The organism is Meiothermus sp. CFH 77666 (assembly GCF_017497985.1).
In the GTDB taxonomy this organism is placed as follows: Bacteria; Deinococcota; Deinococci; order Deinococcales; family Thermaceae; genus Meiothermus.
Genome location: NZ_JAGDFV010000017.1, coordinates 22798 through 38114, shown reverse-complemented (window position 1 = coordinate 38114; position 15317 = coordinate 22798). Strand labels below are relative to the sequence as shown.

Annotated in this window: 15 protein-coding genes; 10 read left to right on the top strand and 5 right to left on the bottom strand. The window is 61.9% G+C overall.

Annotated features, from left to right (window positions below; translation table 11 throughout):
* Positions 1-25 precede the first annotated feature (25 nt).
* The 3 genes from J3L12_RS10020 (at position 26) to J3L12_RS10010 (ending at position 3502) form a co-directional block, all read left to right on the top strand.
* Complete coding sequence (locus J3L12_RS10020) at positions 26-1054, top strand: ABC transporter ATP-binding protein (RefSeq protein WP_208014917.1); 1029 nt, start codon at positions 26-28, stop codon at positions 1052-1054.
* The gene (locus J3L12_RS10015; protein ID WP_208014916.1) at positions 1051-2061 is read left to right on the top strand and encodes a dipeptide ABC transporter ATP-binding protein; all 1011 of its coding nucleotides are present in this window, start codon (positions 1051-1053) and stop codon (positions 2059-2061) included. The genes J3L12_RS10020 and J3L12_RS10015 overlap by 4 nt, the downstream gene beginning before the upstream one ends.
* A gap of 214 nt (positions 2062-2275) precedes the next feature.
* Positions 2276-3502, top strand: coding sequence for a hypothetical protein (locus J3L12_RS10010; RefSeq protein ID WP_208014915.1), 1227 nt, complete (start codon positions 2276-2278; stop codon positions 3500-3502).
* Between the two features lie 50 nt (positions 3503-3552).
* On the opposite strand, the gene J3L12_RS10005 is transcribed toward J3L12_RS10010, so the two are convergent.
* Positions 3553-5925, bottom strand: a complete 2373-nt coding sequence (locus tag J3L12_RS10005) for an aldehyde dehydrogenase family protein (protein ID WP_208014914.1) — start codon at positions 5923-5925, stop codon at positions 3553-3555.
* A 130-nt stretch (positions 5926-6055) separates the two neighbouring features.
* On the bottom strand, positions 6056-7039 hold the full coding sequence (gene deoC / locus J3L12_RS10000; RefSeq protein WP_208014913.1) for a deoxyribose-phosphate aldolase: 984 nt from the start codon (positions 7037-7039) through the stop codon (positions 6056-6058).
* A gap of 205 nt (positions 7040-7244) precedes the next feature.
* On the opposite strand from deoC, the gene J3L12_RS09995 reads away from it, so the two are divergent.
* Positions 7245-7451 (top strand): hypothetical protein, encoded by a 207-nt coding sequence (locus tag J3L12_RS09995; RefSeq protein WP_208014912.1) that lies wholly within the window; start codon positions 7245-7247, stop codon positions 7449-7451.
* A gap of 24 nt (positions 7452-7475) precedes the next feature.
* Here J3L12_RS09995 and J3L12_RS09990 read toward each other — a convergent pair whose 3' ends face one another.
* Together J3L12_RS09990 and yqeK are read right to left on the bottom strand one after the other, a co-directional pair.
* A complete protein-coding gene (locus J3L12_RS09990) occupies positions 7476-8735 on the bottom strand; it encodes an LCP family protein (RefSeq protein WP_208014911.1) in 1260 nt (419 codons plus the stop codon).
* Between the two features lie 97 nt (positions 8736-8832).
* Positions 8833-9402: a bis(5'-nucleosyl)-tetraphosphatase (symmetrical) YqeK gene (gene yqeK, locus J3L12_RS09985; RefSeq protein ID WP_208014910.1), complete on the bottom strand. Its 570-nt coding sequence runs from the start codon at positions 9400-9402 to the stop codon at positions 8833-8835.
* A gap of 338 nt (positions 9403-9740) precedes the next feature.
* On the opposite strand from yqeK, the gene rplU reads away from it, so the two are divergent.
* The 4 genes from rplU to rsfS all read left to right on the top strand — a co-directional run bounded on the left by rplU (position 9741) and on the right by rsfS (position 12087).
* A complete protein-coding gene (gene rplU, locus J3L12_RS09980) occupies positions 9741-10046 on the top strand; it encodes a 50S ribosomal protein L21 (RefSeq protein WP_243455131.1) in 306 nt (101 codons plus the stop codon).
* 75 nt (positions 10047-10121) lie between these two features.
* Positions 10122-10397, top strand: a complete 276-nt coding sequence (rpmA, locus tag J3L12_RS09975) for a 50S ribosomal protein L27 (protein ID WP_208014908.1) — start codon at positions 10122-10124, stop codon at positions 10395-10397.
* 62 nt (positions 10398-10459) lie between these two features.
* On the top strand, positions 10460-11710 hold the full coding sequence (gene obgE, locus J3L12_RS09970; protein ID WP_208014907.1) for a GTPase ObgE: 1251 nt from the start codon (positions 10460-10462) through the stop codon (positions 11708-11710).
* Positions 11711-11742: 32 nt separating this feature from the next.
* A complete protein-coding gene (gene rsfS / locus J3L12_RS09965) occupies positions 11743-12087 on the top strand; it encodes a ribosome silencing factor (protein WP_208014906.1) in 345 nt (114 codons plus the stop codon).
* A gap of 226 nt (positions 12088-12313) precedes the next feature.
* Here rsfS and J3L12_RS09960 read toward each other — a convergent pair whose 3' ends face one another.
* Positions 12314-12613: a hypothetical protein gene (locus tag J3L12_RS09960; protein WP_208014905.1), complete on the bottom strand. Its 300-nt coding sequence runs from the start codon at positions 12611-12613 to the stop codon at positions 12314-12316.
* 121 nt (positions 12614-12734) lie between these two features.
* On the opposite strand from J3L12_RS09960, the gene J3L12_RS09955 reads away from it, so the two are divergent.
* Complete coding sequence (locus J3L12_RS09955) at positions 12735-13793, top strand: M28 family peptidase (protein ID WP_208014904.1); 1059 nt, start codon at positions 12735-12737, stop codon at positions 13791-13793.
* A 377-nt stretch (positions 13794-14170) separates the two neighbouring features.
* Positions 14171-15271, top strand: a complete 1101-nt coding sequence (locus J3L12_RS09950) for a type IV pilus twitching motility protein PilT (RefSeq protein ID WP_208014903.1) — start codon at positions 14171-14173, stop codon at positions 15269-15271.
* The last annotated feature ends 46 nt before the right edge of the window (positions 15272-15317 follow it).

Below are 15317 nucleotides of genomic sequence, written 5' to 3'. Positions count from 1 at the left end.
GCTGTCGCAGCGATTAGGAGTGGGAATGGACGAGAAACGGTTGGTGGATGTTATAGACCTCAAGGTTCACTTTTTCACCGACGACGGTGTGGTCAAGGCCGTAGACGGTGTTTCGTTTCATATTGACAAAGGCGAGACCCTGGCGGTGGTAGGTGAGTCGGGCTCCGGTAAGTCGGTTGCCAGCCTGGCCATGATGCGCCTGATTCCCAACCCCCCTGGCAAGATTGTCGGTGGGCAGGTGCTTTTTAGGGGCAAAGACGGCAAAATTCGGGATCTGGTCAAGGAAGATGAAGCCACCATGCGCAAGATTCGTGGCAACGACATCGCCATGATCTTCCAGGAGCCCATGACCAGCCTTAACCCCGTGTACACTGTGGGCGATCAGATAGCCGAGGCCATTGTGCTGCACCAGGGTAAGAGCAAGAAGGAAGCCCTGGATCAGGCTGCCGAGATGCTTGATCTGGTGGGTATTCCCGAACCCAGAAAACGCCTTGCCAACTACCCCCACCAGATGTCGGGCGGAATGCGCCAGCGGGTCATGATTGCCATGGCGCTCTCCTGCAATCCCTCGCTCCTCATTGCGGACGAGCCCACCACTGCGCTGGATGTGACCATCCAGGCCCAGATTCTGGAGCTCATGAACAAGCTGCGGGAAGAGATTGGCATGAGCATCCTGTTCATCACCCACAACCTGGGTGTGGTAGCCGAGATGGCCGACCGGGTGGTGGTGATGTACGCGGGGCGGGCGGTGGAGGAAGCCGATGTGGTGCCTACCTTCAAAAAGCCCCTGCACCCCTATACCATGGGTCTTTTGAACTCGGTGCCCCGCCTGGATCTGGCTGCCACGCACCAACAGCGCCTGGAAGCCATTCCGGGCAACGTGCCCAACCCGCTCAACCTGCCTCCAGGCTGTGCTTTCCACCCCCGCTGTAAGTTTTTCAAGCCAGGCCTGTGTGACCAGGACATTCCAGTATTGCAAGATGCTGGCAATGGTCACATGGTGCGCTGCGTGCGTTGGGCTGAGATTCAAAAAGGCGAGGCGGTGGGAGCATGAGCGTAGCAACCCCAGAAACGACTACGGCGAACCTGGTCGAGGTGACCAATCTCAAGAAGTGGTTCCCCATTCGTGGGGGAATTCTTTCTCGAGTGGTGGCCAACGTTAAAGCGGTCAACGATGTGAGTTTTGCGGTCAAGAAGGGCGAGGTGCTGGGCCTGGTGGGAGAGTCCGGCTCGGGTAAGACCACCGTGGGCCGCACCATCCTGCGCCTGATTGAACCCACCGAAGGAACCATCCGCTTCAACGGACAGGACATTACGCATCTGCCTAAAAACCAACTGCGGAGCTACCGCCGCAAGATGCAGATTATCTTCCAGGATCCCTTTGCCTCGCTCAACCCGCGTATGACGGTGGGGGACATCATCGCAGAGCCACTGGTTATCCACAACCTGGAAGGCTCTGCCCAGGCCCGCAATGAGCGTGTGGCCGAACTGCTGCAACTGGTGGGCCTCAACCCAGACCACGTGCGCCGCTATCCCCACGAGTTTTCTGGTGGGCAGCGTCAGCGTATCGGGATTGCTCGAGCGCTGGCGGTACGCCCTGAGTTCATCGTGGCGGATGAGCCGGTCTCGGCGCTGGACGTTTCGATCCAGGCCCAGGTGGTTAACCTGCTTCAAGACCTCAAGGAGCAGCTCGGGCTGACCATCCTGTTTATCGCCCACGACCTGGCAGTGGTGGAGTACATCTCCGACCGTGTAGCGGTCATGTACCTGGGTAAGGTGATGGAGCTGGCCCCCTCGCGTGACCTCTACTTGAAGCCCCGCCACCCCTATACCGAGGCCTTGCTTTCCGCCATTCCTACCCCCGACCCCACCATCAAGCGCGAGCGTATCGTGCTGCAGGGGGATATTCCCAGCCCTATCAACCCGCCCTCGGGCTGCGTTTTCCGCACCCGCTGCCGCTATGCCATTGCGGAGTGTGCAACCACTGTGCCCGAACTCAAAGAAGTCTCGCCCGGCCATTTCAAGGCCTGCATCCGCGATGACATCCCGGGTCTGAACTGATTCAAACCCCTCTAGCGAGCGCCCGATGAGGGCGCTGGTTTTTTTCACAGACGTGGCCGCCCATCTGGGTGGCCACTGTTCTGTCCAGGACAAAGGATTCTCAATCCCGGTGGCTCGAGTTGCACCAGTGAAGCGACTTGTGTTGCAGGGGAGGGTCAAAATTTGATGAGCTTGCTCTCACCCCTGGTTGCCTACCTGATGATTTACTGAGGCCATGCAAAAGCATTTTCTGTTATGGATGGTGGTGCTATTGGGGACAGTTCAGGCTCAGGAATCTGTTATCTATCGGGGCTTTGCCGAACTACGACAGCTGCAAACCCTGCCACAAAACGAGTGGATTTGGGAGCCAGGGGAGACCCTGTTCCAGAGTCTGGTACCGGGAACCCTGCGTTTGATTGGGGTAACCGAGCAGTCGCGCCGGGTGCAGGTGGCTGCCCAACAAAGCCCCCTGGCTGCCTATGTGGGCAAGGAAGTGCAGTTTTACTGGGAGGGCCAGTGGCGCAAGGCTACCCTGGTGAGCGCTGAGCGGAACCTGTATCTGTACGAGGGCCGCTACCTGGTGGGGTTGCCTGGAACGGTAGCCTACCCCGACCCCAGCGGATTCAGTACTGCGCCGGGCCCCAAGGTGATTTTCCGGTATTCCGGGGGTGGAGCGGGTACCCTGGCCTACCTGACTCGAGGCCTGACCTGGAGCCTGCGCTACACGCTGGAGGACGGCGAGCTAACCGGCTGGGCGAGCCTGACCAACGGACTGGGCCGCACGGTACGCCTGGGTCGTACCGAGCTGGTAGCCGGGAGTGTGCCTTTGCTGGAAGGGGGGTTCAGTGTGCCTGCCCCCCGCCCGGAAACCCGAATGTTGCAGGCCGCCCCTGCCGCTGCAGAGGTGGCGGACGCCGAGTTTGTGGGAGAGGCGGCGGGCACCTACCGCTACCGCTTGCCGGGGGAGGTGACGCTCGAGCCCGGCCTCACCGAGCTGCCCTTCATACGCACCCGGGTGCAGCCGGTCTATGTATGGCGCTTGCAAACCGGCTTCAGCACCGAACGCGAACTGGCTTTTGTACGGGGTTTTCGTTTTGCGGCCCCGGAAAACCTGGCCGCCGGGGTGGTGAGCATCCGCGAGCAAGGGGTGTTCGTGGGGCAGGCCGCTACCGGCGATACCGCCAAAGGCAACAATGTCAACCTGATGCTGGGCCCCGACCCCGAAGGCCGGGCCACCCGGCAGGTAGAGCAACAGGCCCGCAACCGCTTCCGGGTGACCACCCGTGTGCAAAACCCCAAGTCCTATCCGGTGGAGATCGAAATTCAGGAGTTCATGCCCCAGCCCTTCACGCTGGAGGGGGAGGGCCTCGAGCGCATCCCCGAGGGCTACCGCCTGCGCTTCACCCTGGCCCCCAATCAGAGCCGCACCTACACCTACACCCTGACCTTGCAGCAGCGGTAAAGCCAGGCGGCTAGGCCGAGAGCTAGCACTGAAGGCCAGAGCCCCTGACTTTACGCCCCGTAGGGCACCCAGATATTTTTTATCTGGGTGGCTTGCCGCAGGATTTCGTCGGTGTCGGGCAAGGCTCCGCTCTCGGGCAGCGTCCAGGTGCGTTTCATGTTCCCGGCGCTGGCCTTTTCGACCAGGGCGCGTCCGGCCTGGGGCCCGGCGTACCAGACTGCGTCCACGTCGTCGTGCTCGGCCAGGGTTTTGGCCAGTTCATCGCGCTCGCCGGTCACAATGTTGAACGTACCCGCTGGGATGTCGGAGGTCTCGAGCACCTGATAGAAGTCGGTGGCGGTCAGGGGGGCCACCGGCGAGGGTACTACCACCAGGGTGTTGCCCAGGGCCAGCGCGGTTCCGGCCAGCCTGACCAGGGCCAGCAGCGGCTGGTCGTCGGGGCAGAGAATGCCCATTACGCCAATGGGCTCGGGGACGGCCAGGGTTACGTTGCGGATGGGCGTGGGGTGCACCACCCCTTCGTATTTGTCGGCCCAGGCCGCCGCCGTGAAGAGGGCCTCGAGGGCCGCTTCTACCTCGGCGTGGCCGTCCTGTCCGGTCTGTTCGTGGATGCGGCGGGCAAACTCCTCGGCCCGCTCAGACAGGTTTTCGGCCAGAAAGTACAGGATTTGCGCCTTGTTGTGCGCGGTGGCCTTGCGCCAACCCTCAAAAGCCGCGCGGGCAGCCTCCACCGCATTGCGAATATCCTTGCGGTTTCCCAGCCCCACCTCGCCCAGAAGTTGGCCATCTGGGGCATATACGGCCTTGCTGTAGCCGCTATCGGGCCGGGCCTGCTTGCCGCCGATAAAGAGCTTGGCGGTGCGGTCTATGGGGGGCAACACTGCCGCGCTCTGCTTAGGGCCGAGGGCCGAGGGCTGAGGGCCTTTCTTTCTCTTGATTTGCGCCCTCTGCTCTCTGCTTTCAGCCTTTTTCACGTACTCCCACAGCCCCTCCTTGCCCCCCTCGCGCCCAAAGCCCGACTCGCGGTAGCCGCCAAAGCCGCTGGCCGCATCGAAGAGGTTGGTGCTGTTGATCCAGATGGTGCCGGCCTTGATCTGGGTGGCGATGTCTAAGGCCAGGTTGATGTCCTCGCTCCAGATGGAGGCGGCCAGGCCGTAGCGGGTGTTGTTGGCCAGCCGGACGGCCTCTTCCGGGGTGCGGAAGGTCAGGGCGGCCAAAACCGGCCCAAAAATTTCCTCCTGGGCGATGGTGGAGGCCGGGGCGACCTGGGTGAACAGGGTAGGGGGATAAAAGCACCCCTGGCTTGGCACCGCCCAGCTCGGCTGCCAGAGCTGGGCCCCTTCCTCCACGCCCTTCTGCACCAACTGCTGGATTTTCTGAAGCTGTACCGGCGCCACGATGGCCCCGATGTCCACCGCCTTGTCCAGTGGGTCGCCGCAGCGCAGTTTTTCCATGCGGGCCCGCAGCTTGGCGTACATCTTTTCGGCGATGCCCTCCTGAACCAGGAGCCTCGAGCCCGCGCAGCAGACCTGCCCCTGGTTGAACCAGATGGCGTCCACCACGCCCTCGACCGCGCTGTCGAGGTCGGCATCCTCGAAGACCAGGAAGGGCGATTTGCCGCCGAGCTCGAGCGAGAGCTTTTTACCGCTGCCCGCCGTGGCTTGGCGGATGAGCCGCCCCACCTCGGTCGAGCCGGTAAAGGCAATCTTGTCCACCCCTGGATGCGCCACCAAAGCCGCCCCGGTTGAGCCGTCGCCGGTGAGGATGTTCACCACCCCCGGCGGCAGCCCGATGTTCTGGCAGATTTCCGCAAAGAGGAGCGCGGTGAGGGGCGTAAACTCGGCAGGCTTGAGCACCACCGTGTTGCCCATGGCCAGCGCCGGGGCAATCTTCCACGAGAGCATCAGCAAGGGAAAGTTCCAGGGGATAATCTGCCCCACCACACCCACCGGAGCGTAGCCGGGCAGCTCGCTTTCCATCAGCTGGGCCCAGCCTGCATGGTAGTAGAAGTGGCGGGCCGCCAGGGGAATGTCGATGTCGCGGGTCTCGCGGATGGGCTTGCCGTTGTCCAGGGTTTCCAGCACGGCAAACAGCCGGGCGTGTTTCTGCACCTGCCGGGCCAGGGCATACAGGTAGCGGGCCCGCACGTGGCCGGGGGTCTGTTGCCAGCCCGCCAGGGCCTTGCGGGCTGCTTTGACGGCTTCGTCCACATCGGCAGCGCTGGCCTGGGCCACCTCGGCCAGCTTCTGGGCGTTGGCGGGGTTGTGCGTGGCGAACCATTCTTTCTGGGCCGGGTCGCGCCACCTGCCCCCGATGAAAAGCCCGAATTTGCCTTGGTGGGCCTTCAGCCAGTCCAGCGCGGGTTGGGCGGCCTCCGGGGCGGGGCCATAGGGAAGGGTCTCCATAAGTTCGCTAAGGGTCATGCTTTGCTCCAGTTCAAGGCGGGTTTAGTTATCGGTGAGCGTTGCTTCATTGTGTTTAAGAAAAATCCCATAAGGGCTGCGTTGGCGTCTTTGGGCTATCAGCTATAGACCATCGGCCATCAGCATTCTTTTACCCCAGCGGCTGGTACTGCATCGAGGCATAGCGCCCGTAGGCGAAGTGCTCGAGCTGCCGCTCGATGTCGTTCAAGAGGGCGCTGGCCCCAATGCGGAACAGGTGGGGCTGCATCCATTCGTGGCCCAGCTCCTCTTTCATCAGGATGAGCCAGTCCAGGGCCTGCTTGGCGCTGCGGATGCCCCCGGCGGGCTTGAACCCTACCTTGTGGCCAGTCTGCTCGTAGTAGGCGCGGATGGCCCGCACCATCACCAGGCTGTTTGGTAGGGTGGCATTGACGCTTTCCTTGCCGGTGGAGGTTTTGATGAAGTCGGAACCGGCCTGCATACAGACCAGGCTGGCCTTGTAGACGTTTTTGAGGGTGCCCAGCTCGCCGACGGCCAGAATGCTTTTCATGTGCGCCGGGCCGCAAGCCTCGCGGAAGTCGCGCACCTCCTGATAGAGGGCTTTCCAGTTGCCGGTGAGCACGTGGCGGCGCGAGATGACGATGTCAATTTCGCTGGCGCCCGCCGCGACGGAGGCCTCGATCTCCTGCAGCTTGAGGCGGTGGGGGTTGAGGCCCGCCGGAAAGCCGGTCGAGACCGCAGCTACCGGAATTCCTGAGCCTTCCAGGGCCGCTACTGCGGTGGGCACCATCTCGTGGTAGACGCAGACCGCTCCGGTGGTAAGGCGCAAACCGGGCACCCCCAGATCCTGTAGCAGCTCGGGGCGCACCGGCTGGCGGGCCTTGGCGCACAGGCGCTGCACGGTGCCGGGGGTGTCGTCGCCCGAGAGGGTGGTGAGGTCTATGGTTCGGATGGCGTGCAGAAGCCAGGCCGCCTGCCACTCCTTTTTGACCGTGCGGCGGGTGGGCAGGGTAGCGGCCCGGCGTTCGATGGCGCTTTTGTTGACCAGGGCGCCCTCGAGGGCGCTGGGGTCGAAGGGGGTACCGGGGTTGCGCTCCGGCAGGGGAGGGGCGTGAGGTGCGGTGGTAGTTGCCATAAGAGGCCTCGAGTACAGCCGATTATAGCCCAGCCTGCTATACTCAGGTCGAGGGCGACAGCATTGACCCAGTACTGGGCAAGACGACTGGCCGGGTGCAATCCACGGCAGTGTTCAAGTCCGGGACATTTGGTTTTGCTCAAGCTGCCATGCTGGGGGTGTACGCCGAGGGTTCGGCTTCTACCATAGCCTCAGGAGGTAAAGGATGGAAACCCTGGAAGTGGCCAAGTGTCCGGTGTGTGGTGGGCTGGTGGAGGTAGCGGGCCCGTGGGTGGGCCTCGAGGTGGAGTGCCCGGACTGCACCGAGATTCTGCGGGTGGTCTCGCTGCACCCGCTCAAGCTCTACTACGCCTTCGACCCCGATGAGGAACCCCTGCCCGAGGAGGAGCATCGGGTGCCCAGGGGTGAATAGCGAACAGCGCCGGGCCGGGGTGGTTTATTCCGGCCCCAGCACGATAATCACATCGTAGCCCCTGGGCTCGAGGCGGATGCGGGTCTGTAGGGGTAGGTGTAGCAGATCGGCGTAGTCCTTGGCTAGCAGAAAGGCGGGCGACTCCCGCCCCACAATCGAGACCCCACTGCGCACCAGTACCAGGCTGGTGCCCCCTACCTCGCCTGTTTGCACTTCCGGGGGGGGGATCCCCAGCTCCACAAAGCCTTGCCGGTAGCGTTCGCCCAGCCCCGCCCCACTCCGATCCAGGAGCAGGGTTTTGAGGCCCAGGGCTTCGGCCTGTACCATTCGGGCCATCGCCTCGGCATCGGGGGTGTAGCCCAGCAGACCTGCCGTGAAAGAAGCCATGGCGGCCTGGTCCAGTACCAGATAACTGCCTTCCTCGAGGGTGGGCAGGGTTGCGCTCTTGAGGGCCAGACTCCGCAGGTTGGGCAGCAGCCGCAGGGCTTCGGTGAGGGGAAGGGTGGTCTCGAGGGCGTTCCACACCGCGCTGGCCACCCCGGGCAGGCGCGGCCAGTAGCGAGGGCTCTGGGCTTTTCGCAGGGCCAGCCCCATCACCTCCTTGATGCGATCCAGCCGGCCCAGGTCGGAGCCTTCCCAGCGGCGAAAGCGCATGTATTTGACGGCATCTTTCCCGTTCAGATGCACTGGCCCGGCCGGAAAGTTTATGTACAGGCCCGCAGCCCGGTCGGTGTACTTCATCGGATAAGGCAGCACCACATCCACCCCATCCACCGCATTGACCAGCTTCATCACGGCCTCGAAGGTCAGGATCAGGTAGTGCTGCACCGGCACACCCAAAAGGTTTTCCACCGCTAACCGCAAGCCTTCTGCCCCACCGCCACGCTCGTAGACCGAATTGATCTTGCCATCGTAAAAACCGCTAGGGGTTTCACCGCGGTAGCGCAGGTCGCGGGGAATGGCCACCACAGTGGCCTCCGAGCCGCGCAGGCGAATAAAAAAGATGGTATCGGTACGCAGACCCGGCCCGCAGGCCGTATGGTAGCCGCAGTATTCGGTGTCGCGGGCGGCTACGACCAGGCTCAGCTCCTCGACCGGGCCACTTCCCCGATACTCGCCAAAGAATCCCGCCTGCACCTCCCGCAGCTGCGGCCCATACGCCAGGGCCCCTGCCAGGGTCAGCAGGGCCAGCCCGAGCAGAATCAGCGAAAAACGTGGTTCAGAACGATGCGCACGTACCGACGACCCCGGCCTAGCCCGATGGGGTGCGCGTGGTTGTGCCATGACCATTAGATTACAAAACCTGGCGATGGGGAGCGTAATAGACAACCCAAAAAAGGCCCTGGGTGGAGTACCCAGGGGCAGATAGGCCGGTTACGTTTTAGCAGTCCTCCCCGCGCTGTTCCAGGACCGCTTGGTAAGCGGCCAGGGTTCTTGGATGGGGTTCGATGCCCTTGCTTTGCAGGTATTTGACCTTGCAGATAACGGCTTTCTGATAGGCTTCCAATAATCGTCCTGTCAGCGCCAGCTCGCGAATGTCGTGGTTCACCCCTCGACCCGGCTCCGAGACATCGGCAATATAGAGGGCCATGCCCAGCCTGTGATCGGGGCGAACCCCGTACACGTGGCCCTCGATGGCCTCAAGCACCTCTTCATCCACGATGCCCCATTGCTCGGCCAGCTTGCGCCCAGCACGGCCATGAAGCGATAGGGGATGGTTGCGCTCGAGGGCGATTTCCGGTGGCGCAAGCTCCCTCAACTGCTGCTCGCTTAAATCGCGGGCAGCATCGTGCAGGATGGCGGCCAGGTAGGTTTTTTCCACGTCAAGGCCGTTGGCTTTTGCAATTTCTGCGGCCAGCTCGGCCACCCGCAAAATATGTTCATAGCGCTCAGGCTTGACCTGCTGGCGTACTTTTTCGGCCAAATCAACGACAGAGATGCTGCTTATCAAGTGAAGCCTCCGCCGAGGGCGGGAGCAGGTTTGGAAACTCCTGCCCGTCCGCAGAAGAGAGCCTACCATATTTCTGGAAATTTCCAAGCCCGACTGCTCTTCAAGCGTAAAGGGAACTGCTTGCGGTCTTTCTCGTGATGACCCTGGATGATGCCTCACGCCATTTATGCGCTCTGGTTCCACGGAATGCTGTGGGTCGGTCGGGGGAGTCTCATGTTCGAGCGGCACTTGAAACAATTCGCCATAGCCGCTATAGTTGTCAGTTGGCTGGGTCAAAAGACCCGAGCTGTTTGTTGGATTGCACCGGCATCCCAAACGGCTAACTGGAGAGTGTGGTCATGTACGCAATCATCAAGACGGGTGGTAAACAATACCGCGCAGAAGCAGGCAGCAAGCTGCGCGTGGAGAAGCTCGAGGCCAACCCCGGCGATACCATCGAGTTCGATGCCCTGATGCTGGGCGGCGAGAAGCCGGTGATCGGCACTCCCACCGTTCCAGGCGCCAAAGTGGTAGCCGAGGTGGTCGAGCACGGCAAGGGCAAGAAGGTGGTGGTGGCCAAGTTCAAGGCCAAGATCCAATACCGTCGCAAGCGGGGTCACCGCCAGCCCTACACCGAGATTGTGGTCAAGGAGATTCGCGCCTGAAGCTGATAGCCGATAGCCCATAGCTAATAGCTGGGGATCATCCGCTAGAAGCCGTCAGCGTCCCGGAGGGAGTATATGGCACACAAAAAAGGTCTGGGTTCAACTAAAAACGGGCGCGACAGCCAGGCCAAGCGCCTGGGGGTTAAGCGCTTCGAAGGTCAGGTGGTCAAGGCCGGTAACGTGCTGGTACGCCAGCGCGGCACCAAGTTTCGCGCCGGCGAGGGCGTGGGCCAGGGCCGCGACTACACCCTCTTTGCCCTGGTAGACGGGGTGGTGGAGTTTGCCGACAAGGGCCGCATGGGCCGCTTTGTGCGGGTCAAGCCTGTGGAGCTGGCCAGGGCGGGCAACTAGGTTTTGCCGGTAGCCGAAGGCTGAAGCCCTCGTGCTCGGCCTTCGGCTTTTAGCTTGCTGCTATGTTCAGGGACATCCTCGAGATTACCGTGACCGCCGGGCGCGGTGGTGACGGCTGCATTAGTTTTTGGCGCGAAAAGTACATTGCCAAGGGCGGCCCCGACGGCGGCGATGGGGGCGATGGGGGCTCCATCATCCTGCGGGCGCTGGCCCAGGTGGACTCGCTTTCCAACCTTTCCAAGCGGGTCTACAAGGCCGAAAACGGCCAGCACGGCATGGGTAAGGGGCTGTTTGGCAAGTCGGGAAAAGACCTGGTTATTGAGGTGCCTCGGGGTACACGGGTCTACGATGCCGAGACCGGCGAACTGCTGGCCGACCTGGTCGAGGAAGGCCAGACCTTCGTGGCGGCCAGAGGGGGCAAAGGCGGCTGGGGCAACCCCCGCTTCGTGACCCCCACCCGCCAGGCTCCCCGCTTTGCCGAGGCGGGCGAGGAAGGGGAGAAGCGTAAGTTGCGCCTCGAGCTGATGCTGCTGGCCGATGTGGGCCTGGTAGGCTACCCCAACGCGGGCAAGAGCAGCCTGCTGGCCGCCCTGACCCATGCCCAGCCCAAGATTGCCAGCTACCCCTTTACCACCCTTTCGCCCAACCTGGGCGTAATCGAGCGCGACCTCGAGCGCATCACCATGGCCGACATCCCCGGCATCATCGAGGGGGCAGCCCAGGGCAAGGGCCTGGGGCTGGAGTTTCTGCGGCATATTGCCCGGACTCGAGTCCTGCTCTATGTGCTCGATGGCGCCGACCAGCCGCAAGAGACCCTGCAAACCCTGCAGGCCGAACTGCGCTCCTACGACCCTGAGCTGCTCAACCGCCTGGCCCTCGTAGCCCTGAACAAAACCGACCTGCTAGCCCCCGAGGAGACCCAGGCCCTACTGAGCGAGCTTTCCCAGACCGGCCTGCCGGTCATCCCCACCTCCACCCAAACCCGCCAGGGGCTGCCCGAGCTGGTAGAAGCCCTGTTTGCCCTGGTGCAGGCCGCGCCCAAGCCTAAAATGGAGCAGCCCAGGCCCAGGCCCGAAACCCCCGACTACATCAAGGTCACCCAGGTTGAGGAGGGGGTGTTTGAACTCGAGGCCCCCCAGGTTGAGCGCCACCTGAACCGGCTCAAGGGCGACCTGATGGAGGCTGCGGGCTACTTGCAGGAGCTGTTCAAGCGCTACCGGGTCGAACAGGCCCTCAAGGCCCACGGCGTGCGGGCCGGCGACACCGTGCGCTTTGGGCAGCACGAATTTGAGTACATTCCCGAGGTCAGGTAGATAGCGTAACCCATCGTGTACAATGAGACCGAATGGTCAAAACCATTGACACCCAAACGCTGATTGAGCACATCAAACAAGCCCTGGAGGATAAAAAGGCCGAGAATGTGGTCGCACTCGACCTGACCGGCGTTTCCGACTCGCTGGACTACTTTGTGATTGCCACCGGAACCTCCCAGCCCCACCTGCAAGCCCTCGAGCGGGCCGTGCGGGAAAAGCTCCAGGAAGACGAGGGCATCCGGGCGAATAAGGTCGAGGGCCCCAGCCCGCGCTGGATTCTCCTGGACTATGGCCCGGTGCTGGTTCACCTGATGAGCGCCGAAGCCCGCGAGTACTACGACCTGGAAGGCTTCTGGGCCGATGCAAAGCGACTATAAACGGCCCCATTCCCAGGGTTGCTCCGGCTTCAAATGCTGAAAACCGCAGAAAGCTGACAGCCGAAGGCCGAAAGCTCGAGGCGTTTTTTTGGTCTGCGGACGATGTGGCCTACCCCTGCTATTGCAGAGGATTGCCGTAATCTCTGGCCACAGACGCGCTTTTGGCTTGCGACCTGAGACCTGGGACTTTTACTCAAGGGAACTTACCAGCCCCGTTGTATGCGACCTACTTTGCCTTGCTCGAGGCGTTGGGCGGGTTGGCCGGGCGGTAGTTACGGACGGGGCCAAAGATGAACTTGTTGAACACGATGTAGGCCGCCAGGTAGGCGCCCATCTGTACCCAGAAGTTGTTGAATAGCGTTACCCCGCTAGCCCCCAGGAAGGTCATGAGCAGGGTGAGGGGCATGACCACAATAAAGGCCCGCAACAACAGGCTGGGAAAAATACGCAGCATGTCCCGGCCTGAAAGCGGGGTGCGCTGTTGTGCTTTGCGCTTGAGCTTTTCTTCCCGGCGTTTCTTGCCCATGCACCAAGTTTAAGCCCTGGACTTTGCGTGAACCAGGGGCTTGGCGCACAGAGCCTGGGGTAAAGCTGCCAACTGTCTGTTTTTGCTTTCAGTCTGGAGCCTCCAGCCTTATGCTGGGGCCGTGCGAAAACTCTGGGAAGCGCTTTGTGCCTTGCCGCACCGGGGGAGCGCCACGGCCCTCGAGGCCCAGGCGGCCCAGCAGCTCAAAGATTACCTGGCACGCCCTGGGTCAGGTATCTCGGTAGAAACCCAGGCCTTCCGAGCGCCCCGCAGCTATGGCCCCGAGCTCATCCTGATTAGCCTGCTACTGGCCTCGGGCGGTTTGGTGGGGCTGTGGTGGCTGGCCCTGCTGGGAACCTACGGCTTCTGGGCGCATTTTTCGGGTTGGTGGGTGCCCTGGCGGCGGCTTTTTGACCGCTATCCCTCGCAGAATGTGCTGGCCCAGACCGGCCAGGGCCGCAAAACCCTGATTCTGATGGCCCATTACGACACCGCCAAGACCTTTTTCCTCTACCACCCAAAGCAGGTGAGGAATTTCCGGCGCAATTTTTTGATCAATGCGGTGCTGGCTACGGTGCTTCCCTTTAGCGCCCTGGCGCCGGTGGTGTCGCAGTTGCTGGGCCTGTATTTTCTGGTGCAGGCCGTACTCCTGTCCCTGCGTGAGCTCCGGGAGCCCTATGTCAACGGGGCCAACGACAACGCAACCGGGGTGGCGGTGGCGGTGGCATTGTTCGAGGAGCTGACCCAGAACCCCCTGCCAGACTACCGGGTGATGCTGGCCCTCACCGGCAGCGAGGAAGTGGGGGCCAAAGGGGCCGAGTACCTGGCGCGCTCGAGGCGGGTTCCACCGGATGCCCTGGTGCTCAACATAGATAACGTGGGCAAGGGGGAGCTGTTTTATGCCACCGGCGAGGGAATGCTGGTCTACCATGCCTACCAGGGGGGCTTGCTCGAGGGAGCCCGGGCTATTCCGGGCGCAAGGCCCCTGGCATACACCCTGGCCTTTTTCGACACCCGACCCTTTGCAGCCCGTAAAATCCCCTGCCTGACCCTCATTCGATTAGAAAACGGGACGCCACCCAACTGGCACTGGCCTTCCGACCAGCCCGACGGGGTGGACTGGGGTGCGGTGGAGGAAACCCTGAACTACGCGCGTACCCTGGTGCGCCATCTGGCCTGACCTGGAGCGATGCCGCGCTTGTGCGTAGCCTCAGCTTACAAATTGCTATTCGTCATGGGTTGTCTGCTCGAGGAGGGCCGAGATGCTTGCAGAGCCACAAAATCATTTGGATTTTGGCCTTCAGCATCGGGCTCTCTGCGAGTTACTCCGGGTGAATTGAACAGCAGGCACATGACCGCCGTTAAACTTTGTTCATTTAGAGCAGCCTTTTGAGAAAGGGTGCAATATACTTTTGAGTGTGGGTTGGACAAGTGTACTCAGATGATTGCCCCAGCTCTAATACATTTGGCACTGATTGCAATACCTGCTGGGTTAGAGCGTCTGGAGAAAGCTGATTCAACCCACCTTGCCAAGTGTTGATACAAGGGAGCCACTGAATGAGTACCACCCAGACCCCCACCCCCATCGCTGAAATGCTGCGCAGCATGGTGCAGGCTCGAGCCTCCGACATTCACCTGCAGGCGGGGGCGCCACCCACGGTGCGCATTGACGGCAAGCTCAAACCTTTTGGCAGCAAGGTGCTTTCACCGGGCGACGTAGAGGCCATTGTGCGCAGCCTGCTCAACCCTGTTCAGCAAGAGGAACTCGAGTACAAAAAAGAAATGGACTTTGCCTACACGGTGCCGGGTCTGGCCCGATTTCGCTGCAATTTACTGCACCAGCGCGGCAGTTTTGGGCTGGTAATGCGGGTGGTAGCCGAGTCCATCCCGAGCTTTGAGGCTCTGGGCTTGCCCCGCCCGGTCATGGAGGAACTGGCCTCCAAGGAGCGCGGTCTGGTGCTGGTTACCGGCCCGACTGGCTCGGGGAAGTCCACCACCCTGGCCGCCCTGATTGACCACATCAACCTGCACTTCCCCAAAAATATCGTTACCATCGAAGACCCCATCGAGTTTTTGCACAAGCACAAGAAAAGCCTGGTGGTGCAGCGCGAGGTGGGGGTGGATACCGACTCCTTCAGCTCGGGCTTGAAGTACGCCATGCGCCAGGATCCGGACGTGATTCTGATTGGCGAGATGCGCGACCGCGAAACGGTGGAAGCGGCCATCATGGCTGCCCAGACCGGCCACCTGGTATTTTCCACCCTCCACACGCTGGACGCGGTGCGTACCATCAACCGCATCATTGACTTCTTCCCGCTGCATGAGCACCTGCAAATTCGCATTTTGCTGGCCGAGTCGCTTTTGGGCATCATCTCCCAACGCTTGCTGCCCCGGGCCGACGGACAGGGGCGGGCGCTAGCTTTGGAAATTCTGCTGGCCACGCCTTTTGTGCGCGACCTCATCAAGGACGAAAACAAGACCCCGCAGATCAAAGACGCCATGCTGCAAGACAACCTGCGCGGGATGCAAACCTTCGATCAGCACCTGGTAGAGCTTTACACCCAGGGCCACATCAGCCTCGAGGACGCCGAAGGCTCGGCCACCAGCCCCCACGAGCTCAAGCTGATGCTGACCAAGTTCACCGGGCGCGGGTACTGAAGGCCGATGCGATAAACCAACTTTAGGCGTACAACCGACTTTCAAC

Excerpts from the sequence above, each read along its gene's own strand:
- J3L12_RS09950 (WP_208014903.1), top strand. The coding sequence starts at position 14,171 with ATGAGTACCACCCAGACCCCCACCCCCATCGCTGAAATGCTGCGCAGC.
- J3L12_RS10005 (WP_208014914.1), bottom strand. The coding sequence starts at position 5,925 with ATGACCCTTAGCGAACTTATGGAGACCCTTCCCTATGGCCCCGCCCCG.
- rsfS (WP_208014906.1), top strand. The coding sequence starts at position 11,743 with ATGGTCAAAACCATTGACACCCAAACGCTGATTGAGCACATCAAACAA.
- obgE (WP_208014907.1), top strand. The coding sequence starts at position 10,460 with ATGTTCAGGGACATCCTCGAGATTACCGTGACCGCCGGGCGCGGTGGT.
- J3L12_RS09990 (WP_208014911.1), bottom strand. The coding sequence starts at position 8,735 with ATGGCACAACCACGCGCACCCCATCGGGCTAGGCCGGGGTCGTCGGTA.
- deoC (WP_208014913.1), bottom strand. The coding sequence starts at position 7,039 with ATGGCAACTACCACCGCACCTCACGCCCCTCCCCTGCCGGAGCGCAAC.
- J3L12_RS09995 (WP_208014912.1), top strand. The coding sequence starts at position 7,245 with ATGGAAACCCTGGAAGTGGCCAAGTGTCCGGTGTGTGGTGGGCTGGTG.
- J3L12_RS09960 (WP_208014905.1), bottom strand. The coding sequence starts at position 12,613 with ATGGGCAAGAAACGCCGGGAAGAAAAGCTCAAGCGCAAAGCACAACAG.
- J3L12_RS10010 (WP_208014915.1), top strand. The coding sequence starts at position 2,276 with ATGCAAAAGCATTTTCTGTTATGGATGGTGGTGCTATTGGGGACAGTT.
- rpmA (WP_208014908.1), top strand. The coding sequence starts at position 10,122 with ATGGCACACAAAAAAGGTCTGGGTTCAACTAAAAACGGGCGCGACAGC.
- J3L12_RS10015 (WP_208014916.1), top strand. The coding sequence starts at position 1,051 with ATGAGCGTAGCAACCCCAGAAACGACTACGGCGAACCTGGTCGAGGTG.
- J3L12_RS10020 (WP_208014917.1), top strand. The coding sequence starts at position 26 with ATGGACGAGAAACGGTTGGTGGATGTTATAGACCTCAAGGTTCACTTT.
- rplU (WP_243455131.1), top strand. The coding sequence starts at position 9,741 with ATGTACGCAATCATCAAGACGGGTGGTAAACAATACCGCGCAGAAGCA.